22 protein-coding genes are annotated in these 22,890 nt (G+C 64.8%); 9 read left to right on the forward strand and 13 right to left on the reverse strand.

All coding sequences use genetic code 11. From position 1 onward, the window contains the following. Nucleotides 1-5 precede the first annotated feature (5 nt). Genes AC25ND_RS09345 through AC25ND_RS09355 form a run of 3 tightly spaced genes read right to left on the reverse strand, consistent with a single transcriptional unit; the run spans nt 6 to nt 3,525 of the window. Nucleotides 6-779, reverse strand: coding sequence for an EboA domain-containing protein (locus tag AC25ND_RS09345; RefSeq protein WP_486976256.1), 774 nt, complete (start codon nt 777-779; stop codon nt 6-8). Continuing rightward, complete coding sequence (locus AC25ND_RS09350; protein WP_486976294.1) at nt 776-1,645, reverse strand: UbiA family prenyltransferase; 870 nt, start codon at nt 1,643-1,645, stop codon at nt 776-778. Before AC25ND_RS09350 ends, AC25ND_RS09345 begins: the two co-directional genes overlap by 4 nt. A 5-nt stretch (nt 1,646-1,650) precedes the next feature. Next, nucleotides 1,651-3,525 carry a 3-dehydroquinate synthase gene (locus AC25ND_RS09355; protein ID WP_486976257.1) on the reverse strand — a complete coding sequence of 625 codons (1,875 nt, stop codon included), beginning with the start codon at nt 3,523-3,525 and terminating at the stop codon, nt 1,651-1,653. 591 nt (nt 3,526-4,116) lie between these two features. On the opposite strand from AC25ND_RS09355, the gene AC25ND_RS09360 reads away from it, so the two are divergent. Together AC25ND_RS09360 and AC25ND_RS09365 are read left to right on the forward strand one after the other, a co-directional pair. Then, complete coding sequence (locus AC25ND_RS09360) at nt 4,117-5,319, forward strand: DUF3142 domain-containing protein (protein WP_062362278.1); 1,203 nt, start codon at nt 4,117-4,119, stop codon at nt 5,317-5,319. Further along, nucleotides 5,306-7,453: a hypothetical protein gene (locus AC25ND_RS09365; RefSeq protein WP_486976258.1), complete on the forward strand. Its 2,148-nt coding sequence runs from the start codon at nt 5,306-5,308 to the stop codon at nt 7,451-7,453. Before AC25ND_RS09360 ends, AC25ND_RS09365 begins: the two co-directional genes overlap by 14 nt. Before the next feature lie 43 nt (nt 7,454-7,496). Here AC25ND_RS09365 and AC25ND_RS09370 read toward each other — a convergent pair whose 3' ends face one another. The 6 genes from AC25ND_RS09370 to AC25ND_RS09395 are packed head-to-tail and all read right to left on the reverse strand — an operon-like array spanning nt 7,497 to nt 13,713. Next, nucleotides 7,497-9,038: an ABC transporter substrate-binding protein gene (locus AC25ND_RS09370; protein WP_028688814.1), complete on the reverse strand. Its 1,542-nt coding sequence runs from the start codon at nt 9,036-9,038 to the stop codon at nt 7,497-7,499. Nucleotides 9,039-9,072: 34 nt separating this feature from the next. After that, the gene (locus AC25ND_RS09375; RefSeq protein ID WP_288522021.1) at nt 9,073-10,047 is read right to left on the reverse strand and encodes an ABC transporter ATP-binding protein; all 975 of its coding nucleotides are present in this window, start codon (nt 10,045-10,047) and stop codon (nt 9,073-9,075) included. Next, a complete protein-coding gene (locus AC25ND_RS09380; RefSeq protein WP_069016882.1) occupies nt 10,044-11,030 on the reverse strand; it encodes an ABC transporter ATP-binding protein in 987 nt (328 codons plus the stop codon). The genes AC25ND_RS09375 and AC25ND_RS09380 overlap by 4 nt, the downstream gene beginning before the upstream one ends. Then, on the reverse strand, nt 11,027-11,875 hold the full coding sequence (locus AC25ND_RS09385) for an ABC transporter permease (RefSeq protein ID WP_088851549.1): 849 nt from the start codon (nt 11,873-11,875) through the stop codon (nt 11,027-11,029). The genes AC25ND_RS09380 and AC25ND_RS09385 overlap by 4 nt, the downstream gene beginning before the upstream one ends. Further along, nucleotides 11,872-12,819, reverse strand: coding sequence for an ABC transporter permease (locus tag AC25ND_RS09390; protein WP_028688818.1), 948 nt, complete (start codon nt 12,817-12,819; stop codon nt 11,872-11,874). The genes AC25ND_RS09385 and AC25ND_RS09390 overlap by 4 nt, the downstream gene beginning before the upstream one ends. A gap of 3 nt (nt 12,820-12,822) precedes the next feature. Further along, entirely contained in the window at nt 12,823-13,713 is an 891-nt protein-coding gene (locus AC25ND_RS09395) for a proline iminopeptidase-family hydrolase (protein ID WP_062362296.1), read from the reverse strand. Between the two features lie 172 nt (nt 13,714-13,885). On the opposite strand from AC25ND_RS09395, the gene AC25ND_RS09400 reads away from it, so the two are divergent. The 4 genes from AC25ND_RS09400 (at nt 13,886) to AC25ND_RS09415 (ending at nt 16,906) form a co-directional block, all read left to right on the forward strand. Next, on the forward strand, nt 13,886-14,647 hold the full coding sequence (locus tag AC25ND_RS09400) for a LuxR family transcriptional regulator (protein ID WP_062362299.1): 762 nt from the start codon (nt 13,886-13,888) through the stop codon (nt 14,645-14,647). Nucleotides 14,648-14,745: 98 nt separating this feature from the next. Continuing rightward, nucleotides 14,746-15,645, forward strand: coding sequence for a proline iminopeptidase-family hydrolase (locus tag AC25ND_RS09405; protein WP_062574011.1), 900 nt, complete (start codon nt 14,746-14,748; stop codon nt 15,643-15,645). A 171-nt stretch (nt 15,646-15,816) separates the two neighbouring features. Beyond that, a complete protein-coding gene (locus AC25ND_RS09410; RefSeq protein ID WP_069016884.1) occupies nt 15,817-16,239 on the forward strand; it encodes a PA0061/PA0062 family lipoprotein in 423 nt (140 codons plus the stop codon). Nucleotides 16,240-16,282: 43 nt separating this feature from the next. Next, a complete protein-coding gene (locus AC25ND_RS09415; RefSeq protein ID WP_247284540.1) occupies nt 16,283-16,906 on the forward strand; it encodes a dTMP kinase in 624 nt (207 codons plus the stop codon). Here the strand turns inward: AC25ND_RS09415 and AC25ND_RS09420 are convergent. Next, nucleotides 16,900-17,790, reverse strand: a complete 891-nt coding sequence (locus tag AC25ND_RS09420) for a LysR family transcriptional regulator (RefSeq protein ID WP_182324589.1) — start codon at nt 17,788-17,790, stop codon at nt 16,900-16,902. The genes AC25ND_RS09415 and AC25ND_RS09420 overlap by 7 nt on opposite strands. 106 nt (nt 17,791-17,896) lie before the next feature. Here AC25ND_RS09420 and AC25ND_RS09425 point away from each other — a divergent pair, with 106 nt between their 5' ends. Then, a complete protein-coding gene (locus tag AC25ND_RS09425) occupies nt 17,897-18,904 on the forward strand; it encodes a zinc-binding alcohol dehydrogenase family protein (protein ID WP_236179753.1) in 1,008 nt (335 codons plus the stop codon). 64 nt (nt 18,905-18,968) lie between these two features. Next, complete coding sequence (locus AC25ND_RS09430) at nt 18,969-19,295, forward strand: putative quinol monooxygenase (protein ID WP_028688826.1); 327 nt, start codon at nt 18,969-18,971, stop codon at nt 19,293-19,295. A gap of 14 nt (nt 19,296-19,309) precedes the next feature. On the opposite strand, the gene AC25ND_RS09435 is transcribed toward AC25ND_RS09430, so the two are convergent. After that, entirely contained in the window at nt 19,310-20,080 is a 771-nt protein-coding gene (locus AC25ND_RS09435) for an SDR family NAD(P)-dependent oxidoreductase (RefSeq protein WP_182324584.1), read from the reverse strand. Between the two features lie 107 nt (nt 20,081-20,187). Here AC25ND_RS09435 and AC25ND_RS09440 point away from each other — a divergent pair, with 107 nt between their 5' ends. Next, on the forward strand, nt 20,188-20,730 hold the full coding sequence (locus AC25ND_RS09440) for a chalcone isomerase family protein (RefSeq protein ID WP_028688828.1): 543 nt from the start codon (nt 20,188-20,190) through the stop codon (nt 20,728-20,730). Nucleotides 20,731-20,845: 115 nt separating this feature from the next. Here AC25ND_RS09440 and AC25ND_RS09445 read toward each other — a convergent pair whose 3' ends face one another. Further along, nucleotides 20,846-22,084: an MgtC/SapB family protein gene (locus tag AC25ND_RS09445; RefSeq protein WP_486976259.1), complete on the reverse strand. Its 1,239-nt coding sequence runs from the start codon at nt 22,082-22,084 to the stop codon at nt 20,846-20,848. Next, on the reverse strand, nt 22,069-22,890 hold the full coding sequence (locus AC25ND_RS09450; protein ID WP_028688830.1) for a helix-turn-helix domain-containing protein: 822 nt from the start codon (nt 22,888-22,890) through the stop codon (nt 22,069-22,071). Before AC25ND_RS09450 ends, AC25ND_RS09445 begins: the two co-directional genes overlap by 16 nt.

Genomic DNA, 22,890 nt, shown 5'->3' on the forward strand with positions numbered 1-22,890 from the left:
AGGCTTCAGGTCTCGCGGCGGTCGGTCAGGTGTTCATGCCACGCCGACGGCAGGCGTTCTTGCTGGTGAAGGCCGAGCAGGCGCTGGCATTGCGCCGGGCTGAGCAGGTCGAAGGCGATGGCCAGGTGCAAACCGGGCGAAATCGTGCGTGCTGCCGCAAGCTGTTCGTCCAGCAGGTCGAGGGCCAGCTGGTTCAAGGAGACGCCGTGACGCTGCGCCACGCCGACCAGCCGCCGCACGTCCAGCCCCATGCCGAGCGTTTTGAGCACCAGTTGGTGAAAGGCACGCTCCGGGTAGTGGCGGGATGGGTAGGGGGTGTCCAGGGCGAGGGCGGCGAATACCTCGCTGTTGCTGGTGCGCCCGGCCTGCAGGGCCAGCGGTACGCACAGCCCCGAGCTGTCGATCCAGTCGAGGGCCTTGAGCAGCGCGACTTTTTCCTGGTCGTCGCCCCACAGGAACAGTTGGCGCAGCAAGGGCAACTGACCGTCCTGCGGCTGTTGCCCGAGGACCTGGGCCAGCAGCAAGGCGCGCGCCAGCTGCAACTGGCTGCAATGCTCATCGTCACGCATGGCCCGTTCGCGGATCCTGCGTTTGCACTGGCCGCTGAGCAGTGCCGCGGTATTGGCATCCGGCGACTGCCCGAGGCGCTCTTGGGCCTCGTGCCACCATTGCAACTCGGTCGGTTCGAGCTGCGCGGCCAGGGCCTGGTGCCGTGCGGCCAGGCAGTCGTGGCGCATCTTGAGCGCCGCTGTTGTCGACGTAGCGATATCACTGTTCATGTCGGTTTGATCCAGCGCTGTAGGTGTGGAAGCAGGAAGAACACCAGGACGCACAGCAGGCTGCCCAGGGGCTGGTCGGCCACTGCCAGCACCAGGGCATCGAACAGCGGCAGGGCCGCCAGCCCCGCGCCGATGAAGGCGCGCACCTGGCGGCGGCGCGGATCGGCCAGGTGCAGCCAGTAGTGCCAGCCCAGCCAGCCCAGCCACAGCAGCAGCACCGGCCAGAACCACAGGGTGTCGGCGTAGGCCGCCAGGGCCAGGGGGCTCAGCATCAACACCAGCGGCAGGCGGCTGAGCAGTTGGTTGAGGTGCTCCTGGCGCGCCAGGTAGGTCAGGCCGCTGATGTACACGCCAAGTAGCAAGGCGCACAGCCAGATGGGCTGGGTCGGCATCGCCAGGCTGGCCGCCGCGGTGAGGTAGAGGGTCGAGCGGCAGGCACCCATCAACCAGACGCTGTGGGCGTATTTCTTGTGCAGCAGGTTGTAGCCGAGGATGCAGCCCACCAGCAGGGTGACGCTGGCCAGCAGCCAATGCGGTTGCTCGATCAACCGGCTCAAGCCCAGGGCTGCGGCGGCCGCCAGCAGCAACGCCAGCCAGGTGGCCAGGCGCACCTGCCGACGGCTGACCAGGCCCAGGGTGATGGGTCGTGGGTTGTGGTGCTGCTGGTCCCAGTCGGCATCCAGCAAGTCGTTGAGCAGCATGCCCGCCAGGTACAGCAGCGACAGCATGGCCAGCAGCAGGATCCACACCAGCGAGGAAGGTGGCGCCAGGGCTCCGGCGCTGCTGGCCAACAATGCGGCGGCCAGGGTGTTGGTCCATACCGTGGGCAGGTTGGAAACGCGGCCGACGGTCATCCAGGTCTTCATCTGGCTCATTGCGCACAGCCCTCGCCGAGGGCGAGCAGATTGCCGCGATAGCTACCGAGGCGCAGCAGCGCCTGTTCCATCAGGCCGTCGTCGATCTCGTGGAGGTCGACCGATGCGCCGATGCCGCTGAGCATGGGGATGGACAGCTGGCCGCCCAGATGCTGGCGGAACTCCTCCAGCCCCAGCAGCACTCGAGAACGTCCCTGGTCATCCTTCAGGTTCAGCTCCGCAGGGCACAGGTTGAAGCCGAGCCTGAGCAACAGGCTCAAGATCCGCTCGCTGTCGGCATCGCCCAACAGCCCCAGGGCATTGGCATACAACCCGTCCAGGGCCATGCCCACCGCCACGGCCTCGCCATGACGCAGTCGATGCTGGCTGAGGTTCTCCAACCGATGCGCCGCCCAGTGGCCGTAGTCCAGTGGACGACCGTTGCCGCGCTCGAAAGGGTCGCCGGCGCCGGTGATATGCCCCAGGTGCAGCTCGGCGCAACGGCGGATGGCATGGCGGCTGGCCGGGTGGTCGAAGCGGGCGAGGGCGTCGGCCTGGCGCTCCATCCACTCGAAGAAGGTGCGGTCCTTGATCAGCGCCACCTTGACCGCCTCGGCGAGCCCGGCGATCTGGTCGCGGTGACCCAGGGTGGTCAGCAACTGGAAGTCGTTGATCACCGCGGTGGCGGGATAGAAGGCGCCCAGCAGGTTTTTCTGGCCGAAGGCGTTGATACCGTTCTTCACCCCGATGCCGGCGTCATTCTGCGCCAGCACCGTGCTAGGCAGGCGAATCAGGCGCATGCCGCGATGGAAGGTGGCGCAGGCATAGCCCACCGCGTCCAGCACCGCGCCACCGCCCAGGGCGATGACGCAGCAGTGGCGGTCCAGCCCATGGGCCAGCATGTCGGCATACAGCTGTTGCAGCACCTGGGCGTCCTTGCTCAGCTCGCCGGCCGGCACGGCGATCGGCGCCGCCTTCAGGTGCAGGTCGTCACCGTAGGCGGCGAAGTACGCGTCGATCTGGCCCGGCAGGTGCGGTGCGCAGCGCAGCAGCTGCTCATCGGCGAAGATCAGCACCGTCACCCGGCCATTGCGCTGGACGGTGAGCTGGCGATGCAGGCAGGGATTGAGCGGGTCGAACAGGTGGTCGGTGAACAGCACCGGATAGTCGTAGCTGACCGTGAAGCGCCCGCGCAGTGGCCGTGAGGGTTCACGCCTGCGCAAGGCCTTGACCAGGCTGTACCCGGCAATGAACAGGCCGGGCAGGATCATGCTGGCGAGAATCGTCACCAGTAGTGCGTTCTGCTCGACGAGGAAGCTGCCGATGGCGCTGTAAGCCAAGGCCAGGCCCGCGTTGGCCAAGGTGGTGACCAGCACGAAAGCGCGCATCGGATAGCGCTGCATGCCGGCGGCCACCACCGAGGTTTCCGCCAGCACCGGCACGCCGCGCAGACAGATCAGCGACAGCGTGCCCAGGCGGTACGCCAGTTGCCCCGGCTGGCGTTGGTGCAGGCCGAGGCGACTGGACAACATCCGCAGATACCCGGCACCCAACGCGTACCCCAGACCTGCGCCCAGGCACAGGCCAATGAAGATCGTCAGGTAACCGCCGACGCTGCCCAGGGTGGCCACGGCCAGCAGCGCGACCATGCTTGAAGGTACGGGCAGCACCACGTCCAGGGCCAGCAAGGCGATCAGCAGCAGTGCCAGGTTGAACATCTGGACGGGGGTTGAAGGGCGATACAGGTCAAGATGGGTGAGGAAACCCTGGATCTGCTGTTCGAACAACAGGAAACTGGTAATAACCAGCCCTGAGAAACACAGCAGTGACAACCAGAAATGTGCGGCCGGCCCTTTTTCAAAGAGCACACGATAGCCATGGCTGCGCTTCATCAAGCGTCCCTCTTGTTGTTTTGACTGAGTTCCGTTTCAGTAACTACATGCAGCGGCAGGCGTCGCCTGGAAGAATAGATTCTCCTGCTCTGAGGGGCGGTCGTGTTGTAGTTGTAGTGTTGGCAAAGACAATCACAAAACTAGTCGGTCGCGTCGCTTTTGCAAGGGCAAAAGGCCCGTAATCATTAGATGAAACGCTGGGGCTGCGCCACGACATTAGAAGCTTTGCGAATTATTGTTTTTGATTAAATCCTTTTGATTAATTATTTTTTATGGCTTCGATAACGGGTTTGATCTCTAATGAGAATCGCTAGTGTGCGAGAGGGTGGTTGCGTCAAGGTCTGGTAATCTCGAAACCTGATCATCGTTGGTGCCCTGTTTATAAAAGTTGCAGCCTGCATATATAAGTCTCTTTAAACAGCGAAGACCGGCAGAAACTTTTGGGCGCAGGCACCACGGCTACCGGAGGCGGCAAGGAAACATTTGTGCTCTTCCTGGTTCGACGCCCTTTCAGGGGTGTCCGCTGGATCTTGCATTGAGGTAAAATTCCTACCTGTTCCCGGCGCTCAAACCCGTCAGACAAAGGATTGTATGCCCGCCACCGCCACGCTTCGGCGTCTGTTCCTATCCGCCGTTCTTGCAACGCTCACCGGCTGCCAGCCCGAACCTGCACCGCCCCTCGACCAGCAACTGTACATTTGGCAACGCCAGTGGCGGCCGGCCCATGAACAGGCCTTGGCCGAAAGCCGTGCCGACTTCTCCACCCTGCGTGTGCTGGCCTTGCAAGCCCAGCCCAAGGCCGGCTGGAGCAGGGCGCTGGTCGAGCTGCCCAAGCTCAGGAGCGATGGCCGCCCGGTGATCGCCGTGGTGCGTCTTGATGGCCAGTTGCCCGCGCTCGACGTACAGGCGGCCGGTACCCATATCGCCCAATTGCTGGCCGACTGGCAGGCGGCTGGCGTGAACCCGAGTGGACTTGAGATCGACCACGACAGTGGCAGTGCGCGCCTGCCGGGCTACACCCAGTTCCTTCTGAAACTGCGTGAGCAACTTCCACCGGGCGTAAAACTGAGCATCACCGCGCTGCCCGCCTGGCTCGACAGCCCACACCTGCCGGCGCTGTTGCAGGCGGTGGACAGCAGCGTGCTGCAGGTGCACGCGGTGAGCGATCCGCGGCGAGGCCTGTTCGATCCGAACCAGGCGAAAACCTGGGCCGAGCGCTGGGGGCGGGTCAGCGACAGACCGTTCTACCTGGCCTTGCCCGCCTATGGCGTGGCGTTGCTGGCGGATACCGGCGGCGCGCCGTTGGTGGAAAGCGAAACCCCATTGAACCGTGCCGGCGAGCGCCGCGAGCTGCTGGCCGACCCGCAGCAACTGGCGGACTTGGGCAGGCAACTGCGCGACAAACCGCCCGCCCATCTGGCCGGGCTTATCTGGTTCCGCCTGCCGTTGCCCAGCGACCGTCGGGCCTGGAGCCTGACCACCTTAAAGGCGGTGGCGCGCGGCGACGCGCTCGCCAGTCAATGGCGGCTCGAACTGTCCGGGCAGGCCGGGCTCTACGACATCAGCCTGGTCAACGTCGGCAATCTCGACCTGCCGGTACCCGCGCGGGTGGAACTGAACGTTGAGTCTTGCGATGCCGCGGATGGGCTCAACGGCTACCGCCTGCAGCAATCCCCGCTACACCTCGTCTTCAACCGCCAGTCCAGCGTGCGTGTGGCCGCTGGCGGCCGGCGCGTCCTTGGTTGGGCGCGCTGCCATGGAATCGAACAAGGAGCCTGGAATGTCTACCCCTGACTGGACCCGCCGTTTGCTGTGCCTGTCCCTGAGCGTACCGGTCGGCACGGCGCTGGCCTGTGGCCCGGACTTCCCGATGCGCCTGCTGGACGACCGGGCGCAAACCCTGGCCGAGCTGCCAGAAGGCAATTTCGGCTTCGAGGTCAATCGCCTCGGCGAACAGTTGGCAGGCCTCAAGCCCACCACCGAGATGACCTTGACCCCTTACTGGGACGGTGACGACAACGACCGACCGTACCGTGAGCAGCGCAGCCGTATCGAGGCCAGCGAGTTGCCGGAGTCGCTGCGCGAGAAGGTCGCGCAACTGCGTGCACTGGCCGATCCGCAGCAAGTGCTGAAGCAGGGCGCCGAACTGCCGGATGAACTGCGCCTGTACATTGCCGGCGCAGTGGCCTTCGATGCCGACGATCACGCCCAGGCGGCGGACTATTTCGCCAAGGTGCTGGCCCTGCCTGGCGAACAACGCAAGCTGCGCAGCACCTGGGCGGCCTACTCGCTGGGGCGGGCCTTGATGGCCCGCAGCTTCGAGGCCAGCGACGATCCGCAACAGACGCCTCAGGCCCTGCAAGCCCAGGCCCGCGAGGCCTTCCACCGGGCGCGCGCGCTCAGCGCCGAAGGCTTCAGCGACCCATTGGAGCTTGGGGTGGCCAGCCTTGGCGAGGAGGCCCGCCTGGCCAAGCTCGCCGGCGACTGGAACAGCGCCATCCAGTTGTATGCCAGCCAGAGCCGCCTGGGCTCGGGCAGCGGCTACAGCTCGCTCAGACAGCTTGCCGACGAACTGGTGAGCCTGCCGGATGAGCAACTGAAGGCGCTGCTGGCGCAGCCAATGCCGCGCAAGCTGCTCACCGCCTACCTGCTCAGCCATGTCGGCTGGGACTACGACGGCCAGCCGCCGACCCAGGTCCGACGCCTGCCCGCGCTGCTGCAGGCCAGTGTTGGCGGCAAGCTCGAAGACGCCGACCGCCTGGCCGCGTTGACCTACCAGCAAGGTAACTATGCCGCGACCAGAAGCTATCTGCAGCAGGCAGGCGACACCGGCCTTGCCTGGTGGCTGCGCGCCAAGCTGGCCTTGCGCGACGGTGACAAGAGCCAGGCGGCGGCTGCCTATGCCAAGGCTGCGGCCGCGTTCCCACGTGAAGAATCATGGGGCTCGCGACAGACATCGGATTGGGACTATGAGAGCGTTAAACCCGGCTGCCGGGTCGAAGGCGAGGGCGCGATCCTGGCGCTGGAGCGCGGCGATTACCTGCAGGCCTTCGACCTGCTGTACCGCAGTCAGGAAATCTACTGGCAGGACACGGCCAACGTGGCTGACCGCGTGCTGACCCTGGATGAGCTCAAAGGCTATGTCGATGCTCATGTGCCAGCGCCGCCAGCGCCCAAGGTGGAAGAGGGCGGCTATGTGCCGCGCCCGGTGGCGACCCAGTTGCGCGAGCTGCTGGGGCGACGCTTGCTGCGCGAAGGACGCTACGACGAAGCGCCCGGCTACTTCGCCACGCCGCAATTGCAGGCCGACGCCAAGGCCTACGGCCAGCACCGCCAGGATGCCGTCTCGCGCTGGACGCCCACTGGCCGCGCCGAGGCGCTGTACGCTGCGGCAACCCTGGCGCGCAGCGCGGGCATGGAGATTCTCGGTTATGAAATGGCGCCCGACTACGCCTGGTTGGGCGGCAGCTACAGCCTGGGCAGCGCCGAAGTGCAGCCAGGGCCGTTCCTGGCTGCTGGCGAGGTGCAGCGCCAACGGGCGACCGAGGCCAAGCCCGATCAGCGATACCACTACCGCTATGTCGCCGCCGACCTGGCCAACCAGGCCGCTGACCAGCTGCCACGCAGCAGCCAGGCCTTCGCCGCAGTGCTGTGCATCGCGGCCGGCTGGGTGCCCGGCAGCGAACAGGAAAGCGCGCTGTACAGGCGCTACGTCCAGCAGGGGCCGTTCGTGCAGTGGGCGGAGGATTTCGGCAAGCAATGCGAGGAGCCCCGGTTCGACCAGGCCAACAAGCGCTACCTGACCGAGAAGCTCGATAGCGTGCGCACGGCGTTGCGGCCGTACAAGGCGCAGGTACTGCCGGTGGGGTTGGTGGTGCTGGCGGGGGTTGCCTGGGCGTGGATGCGGCGGCGCAAGGCAAAGGCTTGAAATGAGATCGAGCGCCGCGAGGGCGGCGCTCGATAAACCGCCGTCAGTTCTGCGCGGTCTTCTGCCCGGCTTCCAGCTTCACCGTCTCCTCCAGGGTGAAACGCCCCAGCGGGTTCTGCAGGAAGTTCTGGATATTGCTGCGCGAGATGTTGATGTACGGGCTGTAGTACAGGTCGATCCAGTGCACGTCCTGCTTGGCCAGTTTCTGCAGCTCCTCATACATCTGCTTGCGCTTGACCGGGTCGGTCTCGACACGGGCCGCGGCCACCAGGTCCTTGACCTTGTCGTTGTGGTAGCGGGTCATGTAGTTCATGTTGGTGTCGTGGCCCAGCACGAAGGTGGTCTTCTGGTCCGGGTCGAGCACGTCGTTGGTCCAGTACATCACCGACAGGTCGTAGTCGCCGTCGACCAGCATCTGCCAGCTCTGGGTCGGGTCGACCTTCTGCAGGTTGGCAGTGATGCCGACATCGGCCAGTTGCTTCTGCACCAGCACGGCGATCTGCTCGTCGGCCTCGTTGCCGGCGTTGACCACGTAGTTGACCTTCAGCCCCTCGGCGCCGGCTTTTTTCAGCAGCTCGCGGGCCTTGGCCGGGTCGAACGGGCGCTGTGGGTTGTTGGCGTTGTGGTAGAGCGCACCCTTGGGAATGTAGGAGTAGGCCATTTCGCCGTGACCGAAGGTGACCGTGTCCACCAGCGCCTTCTTGTCGATCGCCAGGTCGATCGCCTCACGCACTTCCCGTTTGCCCAGCAGCCCCTTGGAGTGGTTGATCAGCAGGTGGTCTTCACGGGTCGAGGGGTCGATATGGATAGTGATCTTCTTGTCCTTCTGCAACTCGTCCACCTGGGTGAACGGCACAAAGATCGCCGAGTCCAGTTCGCCGGCCTGGACCTTCATCATGCGCGTGCGATCATCCGGGATGGAGATCCACTCCACGCCATCCAGGCTGACCTTGTCGGCCTGCCAGAACTCGGGGTTCTTCTCCAGGATCACCCGGTCGCCCCGCAGCCATTCCTTGAGTTTGAAAGCCCCGGACACCACCGGGTTCTGTGCGTATTCCTCCTCGCCGAGCTTGTCCATGGCCTTTTTCGACAGGATCGAGATGTTGGCGGTGGCGAGCTGGGCCAGGAACGGCACCGACTTGCTGTGCAGGGTCACCACCAGGGTATGCGGGTCGGCGGCCTTGGCGGTGTCGATGATCTTGTACGAGTCGGCCCAGAGCGAACCTGGGTTGTCGCGGATGCGCAGCAGGGAGAAGGCGGCGTCCTCGGCGGTGATCGGCGAGCCGTCGGAGAACTTGGCGTTGCGCATCTTGAAGGTGTAGGTCAGGCCGTCGTCCGAGACCTTCCAGCTTTCGGCCAGGCCCGGCACGAGTTGGGTGCCGCTGTTGTCGACGCGGATCAGCACGTCATAGACGTTGGCGAACACCCAGCTGTCGCGGTTCTGCGCGCTCTTGATCGGGTCGAAGGTGGTGCTTTCCTCTCGGCAGCCGATGGTCAGCACGCCGGCTGCCTGGGCCATGCCGCTGGCCAGGGTGCTGGCGGCCAGTATGGCGGCGGTGAGAAGTTTCAATGCGGCGGGTTTCATGCTCAAGCTCCGTTTGATGGTCATGGTGGTGATGTCAGCAGGGCAGTTGCGGATGCACGCAGGCGTGGCGCCGGGCGCCCTGGATATGCTCGGGTGGCGTGGTTTCAGCGCAGCCGGGCAGCGCGTGCCGGCAACGGGGATGGAAGGCGCAGCCGGAGGGCAGGTGCAGCGGGCTTGGCGGCTCGCCGGCTAGCGGGTCCTGCGGCAGGCGCCGGGCCGGGTCGATGTCGGCGATGGACTGGATCAGCGCGGCGGTGTAGGGGTGGCGCGGGGCGGTAAAGACTTCATGCACCGGGCCTTCCTCGACGATCTGCCCCAGGTACATCACCGCCACCCGGTCGCACAGGCGGCGCACCACGCCCAGGTCGTGGGTGATGAACAGCAGCGCCAGGCCCATGCGCTCGCGCAAATCCAGCAACAGGTTGATGATCTGCCCCTGGATCGACACGTCCAGCGCGGCGACGCATTCGTCGGCGACGATCAGCCGGGGTTCGACGGCCAGGGCCCGGGCGATGCCGACCCGCTGGCACTGGCCACCGCTCAGCGAACCGGGCCGGCGCTCGGCCAGCTCGGCGCGCAGACCGACCAGCTCGAGCAGTTCGCCGACCCGGGCCGGAATCTGCGCGGCGGGCACCTTGCGCTGCACCTGCAGCACCTCGGCGAGGATCTGGCCGATGCGTTGGCGTGGGTTGAGCGCGCTGTACGGGTCCTGGAAGATCATCGCGGTCTCGTGGCGCAGGCGGGCGATATCCGCCGGGCTGCCCTGGTTCATGTCGGTGCCGTCGTACAGCACCTGGCCGCCGCAGCTCTGGGTGAGCTGGAGGATGGCCCGGGCCAGGGTGCTCTTGCCGCAGCCTGACTCGCCCACCAGGCCAAGGGTTTCGCCGGCAGCTAGATTCAGCGAGGCGCCGTTGACCGCGCTGACCTTGCGCGGGCGCAGGTTGAGCAGGCCGCTGCCTGCGGCGGGAAACTGCACCTGCAGGTCCTTGACCTGCAACAACGTGGTCATGACGGGCCTCCGGCCAGCAGCGGCGTATGACAGGCCAGGCGGTGGCCGGGGCTTGATTCCAGCAGTTCGGGCAGTTGTTGCCGGCAGAGCGGCATGGCCTGGGGGCAACGCGATTCGAAACGGCAGCCTGGCGGCAGGTCATCAAGCAGCGGTGGCTGCCCGGCGATGGTGGTCATGCGTAATGCCTCAGGCTGCGCGGCAGGATGGCAAGCCAGCAGCCCGGCGCTGTAGGGATGCTTGGGCCGGGCCAGCATCCCGTGCTTGGCGCCGTGCTCGCAGAGGCGCCCGGCGTACATCACGGCAATGCTGTCGCAGGTCTGCGCCACCACGCCCAGGTCGTGGCTGATCAGGATCATCGCCAGGCCGCGGCGGTCGCGCAGCTCCAGCAGCAGGCGCAGGATCTGCGCCTGCACGGTGACATCCAGGGCCGTGGTCGGCTCGTCGGCGATCAGCACCTTGGGGTTGCAGCCCAGGGCCACGGCGATCATCGCCCGTTGGCGCATGCCGCCGGAAAACTCATGGGGATAGTTGTCGACCCGGGACTTCGGGTCGGGGATACCGACCTGGCGCAGCACCTCGATGGCCTCGGCCCGGGCCTCGCGGCGAGACGCGCCCTGGTGCAGGCGGATACCTTCGGCGATCTGCTCGCCGATGCGCATCAGCGGGTCCAGGTGGCTGCTGGGGTTCTGGAAGATCATCCCCAGCTCACGGCCGCGCAGGCGGCGCATGCCAGCTTCGTCCAGCCGCAGCAGGTCATGGCCCGCCAGGCGCACGGCCTGGCCTTCGACCCGCAGGTTCGTTGCTGGCAGCAGGCGCATCAGGCCCCGGCAGGCCAGGGTCTTGCCCGAGCCGCTTTCGCCCACCAGGCCGAGGATCTCGCCTTCGCCGAGGTCGAAGGACAGCCGATCGACCAGGGTGATATCCCGTTGGCCGGCGCGGGCGATGACGCTCAGCCCGCGAACCTGGAGCAGGGGCGTGGTCATGAGCGGTCTCCCAGGCGTTCGGCGACACCGTCGGCCAGCAGGCTGAAGCCCATGGCCAGGGTCACCACCGCCAGGCCCGGGAAGGTGCAGATCCACCAGGCGCTGGTGATGAAGCTCTGCCCCTCGGCGACCATGGTGCCCCATTCCGGGGTCGGCGGTTGCACACCGAGGCCCAGGTAGCTGACGGCGGCGCCGTTGAGCAGCACCAGCACGGCATCCGACATGCAGAACACCACCGAGCCGAACAGCGCGTTGGGCAGCAGGTGGCCGAACAGCGTGCGCCGGTGGCTGAAACCCAGGCTCCTGGCGGCCAGGGCGAAGTCGCTCTGCTTGAGCACGAGGATCTGCGAGCGGATCAGCCGCGCATAGGACACCCAGCCGACGAGGGCCATGGCGATATAGAAGCTGCCCAGGCCCGGACCGAGGATGGCCATGATCGCCAGCATCAGCACCAGGAACGGGAAGGCCAGGACGATGTCGATCAGGCGCATGCAGGCGTTGTCCAGCCAACCGCCGACGTAGCCGGACACCGCGCCGATGCAGGTGCCGAGCAGGAACGGGAAGATCACCCCGATCAAGGCCATCTGCAGGTCGACGCGGGCGCCCCAGATCACCCGCGAGAGCACATCGCGGCCGAAGTTGTCGGTGCCGAAAGGGTGCGCCAGGCTGGGCGCGGCCAGGCGCAGGTCGCCGTTCTGCAGCAGCGGATCGAACGGCGCGACCCACGGCGCGCACAGCGCCAGCAGGCACCAGCCGAAGACGATGGCCAGGCCGCAGTACAGGGTCAGGCGGCCATCGCCCAGGTTCCAGGCCAGGCGTGCGCGCAGGGCGACGATGGCGCTCATTGGATCTTCACCCGCGGATCGAGGACGGTGGTCGCCACGTCGGCGAGGAAGTTCACCGCCACCGTGGCGCAGGCCAGCACCATGGCCACGCCCTGGACCACCATGTAGTCGCGGGTAAAGATGCCGCGCACCAGCAACTGGCCGACGCCCGGCAGGGAGAACAGGCTCTCGATCACCACCGTGCCGCTGATCAGCCAGCCGATGTTGACCGCCAGCAGGTTGATGGTCGGCACCATGGAGTTGGGCAGGACATGCCGGCGCAGGATCGCCCCTTCGCCCAGGCCCCGGGCACGGGCGGCGGTGACATGGTCGGCCTGCATCTCCAGCAGGATGCTGGCGCGCAGGTTGCGCACCAGTACCGCCGAGAGCGCCAGGGCGATGGTCAGGCAGGGCAGCACCAGGTGGTGCAGCTTCTCGACCCAGGTGCGACCATAGCCGGATACCGGGAACAGCCCCCAGTGCACGCTGAACAACAGGATCAGCATCAACCCCAGCCAGAAAGCCGGCAAGCCGAGGCCGGCGGTGGTGAACAGGCGGATCAGGTTGTCGGCCCAGCCGCCCTTGTGGCGGGCGGCGAGGATGGCCAGCGGCACGGCGATCAGCAGCGCCAGGGCCACGCTGCCCAGCACCAGCATCAGGGTCGGCTCGATGCGGCTGGCGATCAGCGGCAGGGCGTCGACCTTGTACAGCAGCGACTTGCCCAGGTCGCCATTGAGCAGGTTCTTGAGGAAGTACAGGTACTGCGCCCAGATCGGCTCATCGAGGCCGAATTGCGCGCGGATCTTCTGGATCGCGTCCGGGGTGCTGCGCGCGCCCAGCAGCACCCGCGCCGGATCCCCGGGGATCGAGCGCACCAGCACGAAGGTGATGATGCTGATGCCCAGCAGCACCGGCAGCAGTTGTAACGGACGGATGAGGACGAACCGGTAGCGTGCCAGGCTCATCGATCAACCCCGGTTGCGTTGCAGGAAATCCAGCAACACCGGGAAATAGGCCTGGGGCTCTTCGTAGAACGGCATATGGCTGCTGTTGGGGAACACATGCAGCTCGGTACGATCATGCAGCGCCAGCTTCATGCGCATGGCGCAGGCCGGGGTCAGTTCGTCGTGCTGGCCGGTGGTGATCAGCACCGGCATGCGGAACGCGCCCATCTGCTCGAGGCGGTTCCAGTCCTTGAGGTTGCCGATATAGAGGAACTCGTTGGGGCCCTGCATGGTGCTGTAGGGGCCCATGTTCCAGTCGCCCAGCGAACGCTGGATCGGCGCCGGCCATTCATCGAGCCGGCAGACGTGGCGGTAGTTGAGCAGGGTGATGGCGGCCTGGTACTGCGGGTGGTCGAGGGTACCCATGGCCTCATGGCGCTGCATCATCGCCACTGTTTCGCTGCCCAGAGCGCCGCGCAGGCGTTCCAGCTCGGTGATCAGGTGTGGGATGTCGCCGACGGTATTCTCGAGAATCAGACTTTTCAGCGACTGCGGGTGATGAATGGCGTACTCGATCGCCAGCCAGCCGCCCCAGGAATGCCCGAGCATGTGTACACGGCCCAGGTCCAGGGCCTGGCGCACCTGCTCGACCTCGGCCACGTAGCGGGTGATATTCCACAGACTGTCGTCATCGGGGCGGTCGGAGGCGCCGGTGCCCAGCTGGTCGAAGGCGACCACGCGGATACCCTTGTCCTTGAGCCAGGCATGGGCGTCGCGCAGGTAGTCGCAGGGCAGCCCCGGCCCACCATTGAGGCACAACAGCACCTCGTCCCCTTCACCAAAGCTGTACACCACGAGATTGTGGCCATCGACCGATACGTTGAACTGCTGGTCAGGTTGCATCTCACGCCACATCGCTACTCTCCTGTTGGCCATGGCTTGCAGCTATAACTAGCGCAGGAGTTTTCGTCGCCTACAAGCTAGTGTTTCCTATAGGTTTCGTATGGCAGTCCCGCGCCAAGCCGTGGCATTCTACGTGCCGGACTTCGAGATGGAAATCCAAAAGGAATCACAGGGAGTGTCAGGTATGCAGGCCAAGGTGGCTGAACTCAATGCGCGTCTGGCGTCGGACGATAGCCTCGATGAGCAGATGGACAGCGTCGCCGAACTGGCGGCGGAACTGGGCTTCGATGCCCTGGTGTACGACTACAGCCCGGTGCCACTGGACCATGTCGGCGAGCTGATCACCCCGAGCGTGGTCCGGCTGCGCCAGACCCCGAAGGACTGGCAGGACCTGTGGTGTTCCGAGGGCTTTTACCAGATCGACCCGGTGCAGCAGGTGGCGGTGTCCTCCATCGCACCCTTCGTCTGGTCGTACCTGCCCAAGGGCGAGACCGTTCTGCAGCGCCACATCGACCAGCGCCACGCTCCGGTGGTCGGTTACCTGCACGACGCGCAACTGACTTGCGGCGTGACCGTGCCCATCCACCTGCCACGGGGCGGGCTGGCGACCCTGACCGGCCTGCGCCCCCAGGCCAGCCAACGCGACCTGGACGACGCCCGGGAGCACCTGGGCGATTTCAGCCTGATCGCCCATGCCTTGCAGGAGGCGGCCTATCCCTTGCTGGCCAAGGAGTCCGCCACCCGCGTCATCCGCCTGACCCGCCGCGAGGTCGAATGCCTGCGCTGGGCCGCCGAAGGCCTGACGGCGGGGGAGATCGCCGAGAAGCTCAACCGCTCGCTGGCGACGATTTCCCTGCACCTGACCTCGGCCATGCACAAACTGGGGGCGAAAAACCGTGTCCAGGCGGTCGCCCGGGCGGTGCATTACCGCCTGCTTGATCAGTGAAGACACAAAAAAGGTCGAAAACCTAGAGAACTCTCTAGTTATGCCGCGCCACGCGTAGGGTTATTGTGTGCACCATGATTCGCACGGAGCCGGATGACATGGAACTCACCCAATCGCGTGAAGGTTTTGCCCCTTTCGGCGACTACCAGACCTGGTACCGCGTCACCGGTGACCTGGATTGCGGCCGCACCCCGCTGGTCATCCTGCACGGCGGCCCAGGTTGCACCTTTGATTATGTCGACGCCTACAAGGACGTCGCGGCCGGTGGCTACCCGGTCATTCACTACGACCAACTGGGCAATGGCCGCTCGACCCACCTGCCACACATGCCGGCGTCGTTCTGGACGGTCAAGCTGTTCCTCGAGGAGCTCGACAACCTGCTGGAGCACCTGGGCATCAGCGAGCGCTACGCGCTGCTGGGGCAGTCCTGGGGCGGCATGCTGGCCAGTGAGCACGCGGTGCGCCAGCCGCGGGGCCTGCGTTGCCTGGTGATCGCCAACTCGCCGGCGGACATGCGCACCTGGGTGCGCGAGGCCAACCGCCTGCGCGAAGAGCTGCCCAAGGACGTCCAGGACACCCTGCTGCGCCACGAGGCCGTCGGCGACTACACCGCCGCCGACTACATCGCCGCCACCCGGGTGTTCTACGACCGTCATGTGTGCCGGCTCAAACCCTGGCCTGAAGAGGTGGCGCGCACCTTCGCCCAGGTGGATGCCGACCCGACCGTGTACCACGCCATGACCGGACCAAACGAGTTCCATATCATCGGCAGCACCAAGGACTGGACCATCGTCGACCGCCTGCCGCAGATCAACGTGCCAAGCCTGCTGATTTCCGGGCGCTATGACGAGGCGACGCCGCTGGTGGTCAAGCCGTACCTCGACCTGATCCCCGGGATCCGCTGGGCGCTGTTCGAAAACTCGAGCCACATGCCTCATGTGGAAGAGCGGGTGGCGTGCATGGGGACTGTGGTGAAGTTTCTTGACGAGAGTCTGTAGCGCGTAGCATTCGACCGTTTTCCCTTCCTCAGGCCTGTCCGGGTTCATCCCGGCGGGCCTGAGTTTTATTCCTTCCTTCACATCAGCCGTCATCCCAGGCCTCGAACCAGACGATTAACAGCCTGCCCCCCCAGCGCTATTCTTTGACCATTCCCCAAAGGATTACCCATCATGCGCCGGCTGCTACTGCTGTTGCTGATTACCGCCATCCCGGGCTGCCAGGCTCCGATGCCAGTCGCCAACCCCGAGATGGCATGGGTCGACCTTTCGCTGCCATTCCCCAACGACCGCGTGCTGCTGGCCGAACGCCTGGACAAGCAGCGCCTGGAGGAGGGCCGCTTCTTCCAGGTCACTCCCGGCAGTCATCAACTGGTCGTCAGGTTCGACTACGAAACGAGTGGCGGAGGCGGGTTGAGCATGATGGGCGGCACCACCGTCCGCCAATGCTATCTGACCCTCGACTACGCCCACTTCCAGGCCGGCCAGCGTTATCTGCTCGAAGCCCGCTCCATGGCCCTGACACCTGAGGCAAGGCTGTACAATGCCGCCCGGGAGATCGTCGCAGAGGTCAGCGAGTTCTACTGCCTGATGTAAGCCAATGCCTGTCGATGAAGGAAATCCAACCGTTGTGTGACGCATGAATCATTCGCTGTTCATTTCCCTCGACGGGCCCAAGGGCACCGGCAAGACCACGCTGCTGGAATCCGTCACCCAGGCGCTGAGGGCGGACAACAGGAAGGTGATCCGCATCAGCGAGAAGAAAAGCGATCCTTATCGGGGCGAAACCATGGCCCTGGTCAACCAGTTCGTCAGGGACCCTTGCCGGGATCTGGAGATGAAGGTCTGTGAGCGCCTTGCGCTGAGCCGGGCCTGGATTACCCAACATGTGCTGGCCAGGCAGCCCAAGGACAGCATCATCCTGATCGATCGCTGGTACCCGTCCGAAGCCGCATTTCGCCGGCTGGTGCCGTTTGCCGAGATCTTGCGGCTGAACATCGAACACGGCGTGCGTGTGCCGGACCTGCACGTGGGTGTTGTCACCGACCCCGAAATCTCGTGGAGCAGGGCAGCGGCGCGCTCGCGTGGGCTAAGCAGTACCGTGATGCATGAACTGCATGAGCATGTGGTGTGCACGCAAGCTTTCGAGCGAGCGGTTGCCGATCACGGCTGGGTCTTGTGCCGTAATGAAGGCACCCTCGAAGCGGCGACGCGGCAGGTGGTATCGGCGATCCAGGGCGTGCTGCCGCCGTCTGATCAGTAGCGTTCCAGCGCGGCGAGGCGGCTCGACAGCCAGGCGTGCAACTGTTTCACCGCAGGCGACAACTGCTTGCGGTGCGGGCACACCAGGCTCAGCGGCATGGTCGGCCCGGGGTGATCCTGCAACAGCACGACGAGCCGTCCCGCCAATACGTCGTCACTCACATCCAGCCAGGACTTGTAGGTGATCCCTTCGCCCGCCACGGCCCAGCGCCGGGCGATATCGGCATCGTCGCAGAACAGGGCGCCACGCACCTGCACGGTCTGCGTCCCCAGTTGCCACTTGTCGTAGACCCGACCCTGCTGCATGTACAGCAGGCACTGGTGCTCGCGCAACTCCTCGGGAGTGTGCAGCGTGCCTTGCCGCGCCAGGTACTCGGGCGAAGCCACCAGCACCTTACGGTTCCACGGCGCCAGTGGCAGGGCAATGTAGTTGGCGTCGGCGTTAAGGCCGTAGCGGATGGCGATATCCACCGGGTCGCGGAACAGATCGGCGATCTGGTCGGAGAGAAACAGGCGCAGGTTCAACTGCGGGTGTTCGCGGCGAAACGCCGTGAGCCAGGGCAACAGCACGTTGCGCCCCAGGTCGGACGGCGCGGCCACCTGCAGAATACCGCTCAACTGGGCGCTTTCCCGCTGCAGGTTGTCCCGCCCTTGCCGGAGGGCTTCCAAGGCGGCCAGGGCCGAGGGCAGGTACTGCTCGCCTTCGGCCGTCAGGCGCAGGCTGCGCGTGGTGCGGGCAAACAGCCGTACGTCCAGCTCACGCTCCAGGCGCTTGACCGCCTCGGCCGCCTGGCCGGGCAGCAGCTCGGCTTCATGGGCGGCCGCGGTAAAGCTGCCCAACGCGGCGCTGCGCACAAAGATGCCGAGGTCGTCGAGACGGATCATTTTCACTCCTGCAATGAAAGTGTTCACGGGCTCAGCCCGTTTTTCCAAAGTACCGAACACGCCAGACTGGATTCACGAATCAAACCATATCCAGCAGCGAGTGCCTATGAAAGCGATCGGTTACACCCAGAACGGCCTGCCCATCGAAGACCCTGCGTCCCTTCAGGACATCGACATGCCCAGGCCGAATCCAGGGCCCAGGGACATCCTGGTGGAGGTCAAGGCCGTGTCGGTCAACCCCGTCGACACCAAGGTGCGTGCCGGCACTTTCACGGCCGAGCCAAAAATACTTGGCTGGGACGCGGCCGGCATCGTCCGTGAAGTTGGCCCTCAGGTGACCCTGTTCAAGCCAGGCGACCAGGTGTACTACGCCGGCTCCATCGCCAGGCCCGGCAGCTACAGCGAATACCACCTGGTCGACGAACGTATCGTCGGGCACCAACCGCGCAGCCTGGGCGCGGCGCAGGCGGCAGCGCTGCCGCTGACGGCCATCACCGCCTGGGAACTGCTGTTCGACCGCTTAGGCTTGGTCGAAGGCGGCGGGGAGGGCGATGCCCTGCTGATCGTCGGCGCCGCCGGCGGTGTCGGCTCGATGCTGGTGCAACTGGCCCGGCAACTGACCCGCCTGACGGTGATCGGCACGGCCTCCCGCTCCGAGACCGCCGACTGGGTGCGCGAACTGGGCGCCCATCATGTCATCGACCACAGCGCGCCGCTGCACGGGCAACTGCAGGCCCTGGGGATCGAGTCGGTCAGCCATGTCGCCAGCCTTACCCATACCGAGCAACATTTCGCGCAACTGGTCGAGGTGCTGCGGCCACAAGGTCGCCTGGGGGTGATCGACGACCCGCAGACCCTGGATGTCATGCCGCTCAAGCGCAAGTCGCTGTCGCTGCACTGGGAGCTGATGTTCACCCGCTCGCTGTACCAGACCGACGACATGGTGCGCCAGCACGAGCTGCTCGAGCGGGTGGCCGGGCTGATCGACCAGGGCATCCTGCACACCACCCTGGGCGAGCATTTCGGTGCGATCAATGCCGCCAACATGCGCCGTGCCCATGCGCGGGTCGAGAGTGGCAAGTCGCGCGGCAAGATCGTTCTGGAAGGCTTCTGAGCCCATCCGAGAGACAACGGCGGGCCGGTCGATCCGGCCCCTTGCGATTTACCAGGAGCTTGATGTGAACCCACAAGACCATCCCCTCGTTTCCCTTGCCATCCTCAAGGCCAAGCCAGGCCTGGCAGCGTCCTTGAAAGCGGCCTTGCTGGCCTTGATCGAGCCGACCCGGGCGGAACCCGGCAACCGCGACTACATGCTGTTCGAACGCAGCGATGAGCCCGGGACGTTCTACATGCGCGAGGCGTTCGACCACCAGCAGGCCCTGGACACACACCTGGCCACCGAGCATTTCCAGCGCTTTGCCGAGCAGGCCGACCCGCTGTTGGCCGAGCCGCTGCAACTGATCTTCCTTGACCCGGTGTCCACCGCCGTCGCGCCTCATCCCTGAGAAGCACCTGCGGATCACCAGGGAACGGGGCTGCCATCCCAAGCCCAGAACGTACCTGTGTCTGACGGTCCGTGTCGGCCAACGCGTTCGAGGATGCAACTGGCGGCAAACGCGGGCGCGAACAGCTTGTCGCGCGGTACATTGCCCTGGAACGGGCGTGAAAGCAGGGTACCAGTGGTCCCAGGGTGCAGGGCCAGGACTGTCGAGGCAGGGTTGAGGCGCTTGAGCTCGATGCTTGCCGTGCGCAACAGCTGGTTCAGTGCGGCTTTGCTGGCGCGATAGCTGTACCAGCCGCCCAGGTGGTTGTCACTGATCGACCCGACCCTTGCTGATAAGGCGGCAAAGGTAACGGGCTGCCGGCGTAGCAACGGCAACAGGTGCTTGAGCAGCAGGACTGGAGCGAAGCAGTTGGTGGCGAAGCTGGCCTGCAACCCCGCCAGATCCAGTTGCGCCAGCGACTTCTCGGCCCGCGCCGGCGGCGCTTGCAGCACTCCGAGGGTGCTGATGACCAGGTTCAGCTGATCGCAGTAGCCACGGACCTGATCTGCCAGTGCTTGCAGCGCTTGTTCATCACGAGCGTCGCAGTCGAGGCGAAGCAAACGGCGGCCATACGTCTGGGCCAGCACATCCAGCTCAGGGCTGCTGCTTGCCTGTCGCGAAACAGCGAGCAGCAGCCCGACGTCATCACGTGCCAACAGTTGCGAGCACAGGGCAAGACCGATGCCTTGGCTGGCGCCGCAGACCAGCACGTTGGCGGGTGTATTGTGATGGGGGATCAAGCTCATTGGGCAATCTACCTGTAAGCTGCAGGTGAGCTTAAATCTATACGAGATTTGCTTTATCTGTACAAAAAACTATTCTTGTACAAGTTCAGTCTTCTTGCAGAATCGTCATGGCATTCCTTGCGCGCTTGGCCTGTCTCTGCCTGCTGCTGACGTCGATGCCAGCGGCTATTGCGGACTGGCGTGCGGCGTTACCGGCGGCCCAGCAATTGGGCAGTGGCGACTTCACTTGGTTCGGCCTGCGGCTGTACAGCGCACGCTTGTGGACCGAAGGTCCGCGCCATGACTGGAATCAGCCGTTCGCCCTGGAACTGACCTACCACCGCTCATTGTCCCGGGACACGCTGGTGCAAGCCAGCCTTGAAGAGATGCGGCGCCTCGGCGCCGGTCGCGTGACGCCGCAACAGCTCGAAGCCTGGGCCAAGGTACTGCAGGAGGCATTCGTGGATGTGCGCCCCGGCATGCGCATCACCGGCTTGTACCAGCCGGGGCAGGGCGGCCGCTTCTATGTCGATGACCTGCCCACCCGCACCCTTGCCGACCCGGCCTTTGCCCGGGCGTTCTTCGCCATCTGGCTGGACCCGCGGGCTCGGGATGCCCAGTTGCGCCTGCAGCTGCTCGGCCTGGCCGGCAAGCCCCGAGGCGGATCATGAACATGTAGAGGGCGCTGTTGCTGGTCGCCTGCCTGGTGCTGGGGAGCTGTGGCTGTTCTTCCGCCGGCTGCCGGAGCCCGCGCCCTGAACCTGAACACGCTAAGCCCCTGAACATCTACAAGAGCAATCCCAGCCATACCGCCCCAAGAATGACCAACTGGCCGGGAATGAGGTATCGAGCAAAACTGAAACCGCCGTTACTCAGAGCCAGAGCACATTTGGTCAGCGCGTTTGCGGTCAATGCAAGTAATCCTGATATCACCAGGTCATCAATACCGAGCCTGCCGGCGATGACCAGCGAGGCGATCGAGGCAGTGGCCGCATGGACGTCGGCCAACCCGCTGACGAACGCCGCGACGTTCGCGCCGTAGTGCCCCAGGTGCTGAAGAAGAAACGCCGAGAACAATGAGATGCCGGTTATGGCAGCGGTGACGGCCATTGCAGTCCAGAGGCTGAACGCACCAGCCCCCGGCTGCGCCGCCGACCCGCCATGAGTCGAGCGCCAGGGCGCCAGCAGAAGTACCCCATACACAAGCGTGGCCAGCGCACCGAGCCAGATCGAAGGCCATAAAGGCTCGAGCAAGCGACGATCAACGATGCCCAGCACCAGGGAAAACTGGGTGATGCTGGCGAGATTGGACAATATGGCAGATCCGGCGAATGACCTGGCAGCAGAGCCTTGCTGACGAGCGCGGTGTGCGAGCAAGGCAATGGTGGCAGTGCTCGAGGCAAAACCCGATGCGATTGAGCTCAAGGGCAATCCGTACCGAGGCCCCATCAGGCGCATGGCTATGTGTCCCAAAGCGCCAACAGCCATCAGCAAGACCACCAGATGACAGATCGTACGCGGGTTGAGTACGTTGTAGGGGCCTAGAAACTGGTCCGGAGTCAACGGCAGCACCACCAATGCCACCGTTGACAGCATCAAGCCATTGCGCAGCTCTTCTTCGCTCAGTTGCTGCAGCACGAAATGATGCAATTCGTGTCGCAGCGCCAACAGCACGGTCAGTACCACACCCGCAGCGGCGGCAAGCTCAGGTTCATTCAGGCTCAGTGCGCCCAGTGTCAGTACCAGAAGCAGCGCAATTTCACTGGTAATGTCAGGATCGTTGTCGACATGCTTTCGGTAATGCGCACAGAGCATCAACATCAGTGCGAGACTCGCGACCGCTACCAGCACCGCCCCTGCCAGTACCATGCTGAGGTAGCCTAGCAACGCGGTGATAGCGAAGGTCCGCAAGCCAGCGGCAGCTTGGCGTTCGTTACGTCCTTTCCTGCGTTCGCGCTCAAGGCCCACCAGCATGCCAATACCCAATGCCACGGCACCGTGGCCCACATTCACGGTATCGAGCATGGTGCCTTCATAATGGCCTTGGCCTCCCATTCACCGTCGCCTTGTTGCAGCGTGATCAGTGCGGCCAAATCGAGAATCTGCACCAGCCTGCCATGGATTTCGACGATACCCAGTGCTCGCAGGCGGGCGACGGATCGGCACACGGTTTCCAAGCGTAAACCCAGGTACGAGGCCATGTCTTCCCGGGACATCCGCAGCATGAAGCCATGGGCAGAGTAACCGCGACAGGCGAAGCGCCCGGACAACTCCACCAGGAAGCCCGCCAGCCGTTGTTCCGCAGTGAGATTGCACAGCATCAGCACGCGTTTGTGTTCGCGCACGATCTCCCGGCTCATCAAGCGATTCAGGCTTTGTTGCAGGAAAGGAAAGTCGCGCGCCAGGGCTTGCAAGCGGTGATAGGGGATCGGGCAGACTTCGCTGTCTTCCAAGGCAATCGCGTCACAGACATGGCGCTCAGTGGCAATGGCATCGAGCCCAAGCACGTCACCCGGCATCCAGAAGTTGATCACCACACCCTGGCCCTCGGCGGTGTTCATGCGGGTCTTGAAACTGCCACAGCGCACGGCATAGAGCAGGGTCAGCGGGTCATTGGCATTGAACAGCGCGGCGCCCCTTTGCATGCGCATTCGCGGGCCTATCAATGCGCCCAGGCAGCTGTTGTCGTGAACAGGCAAACCGGTGGGAAGGCACAGACCGCTGACCCGGCAATCCCTGCACAGGGACGCCGAGGGTTTCAGGTGGATGGGATTGGTCGTACACGAAACGTTGGGCGAGTCGAGCGACCTGACCTTCAATTGGCCGTACAT

The organism is Pseudomonas sp. P110(2024) (assembly GCF_057480795.1).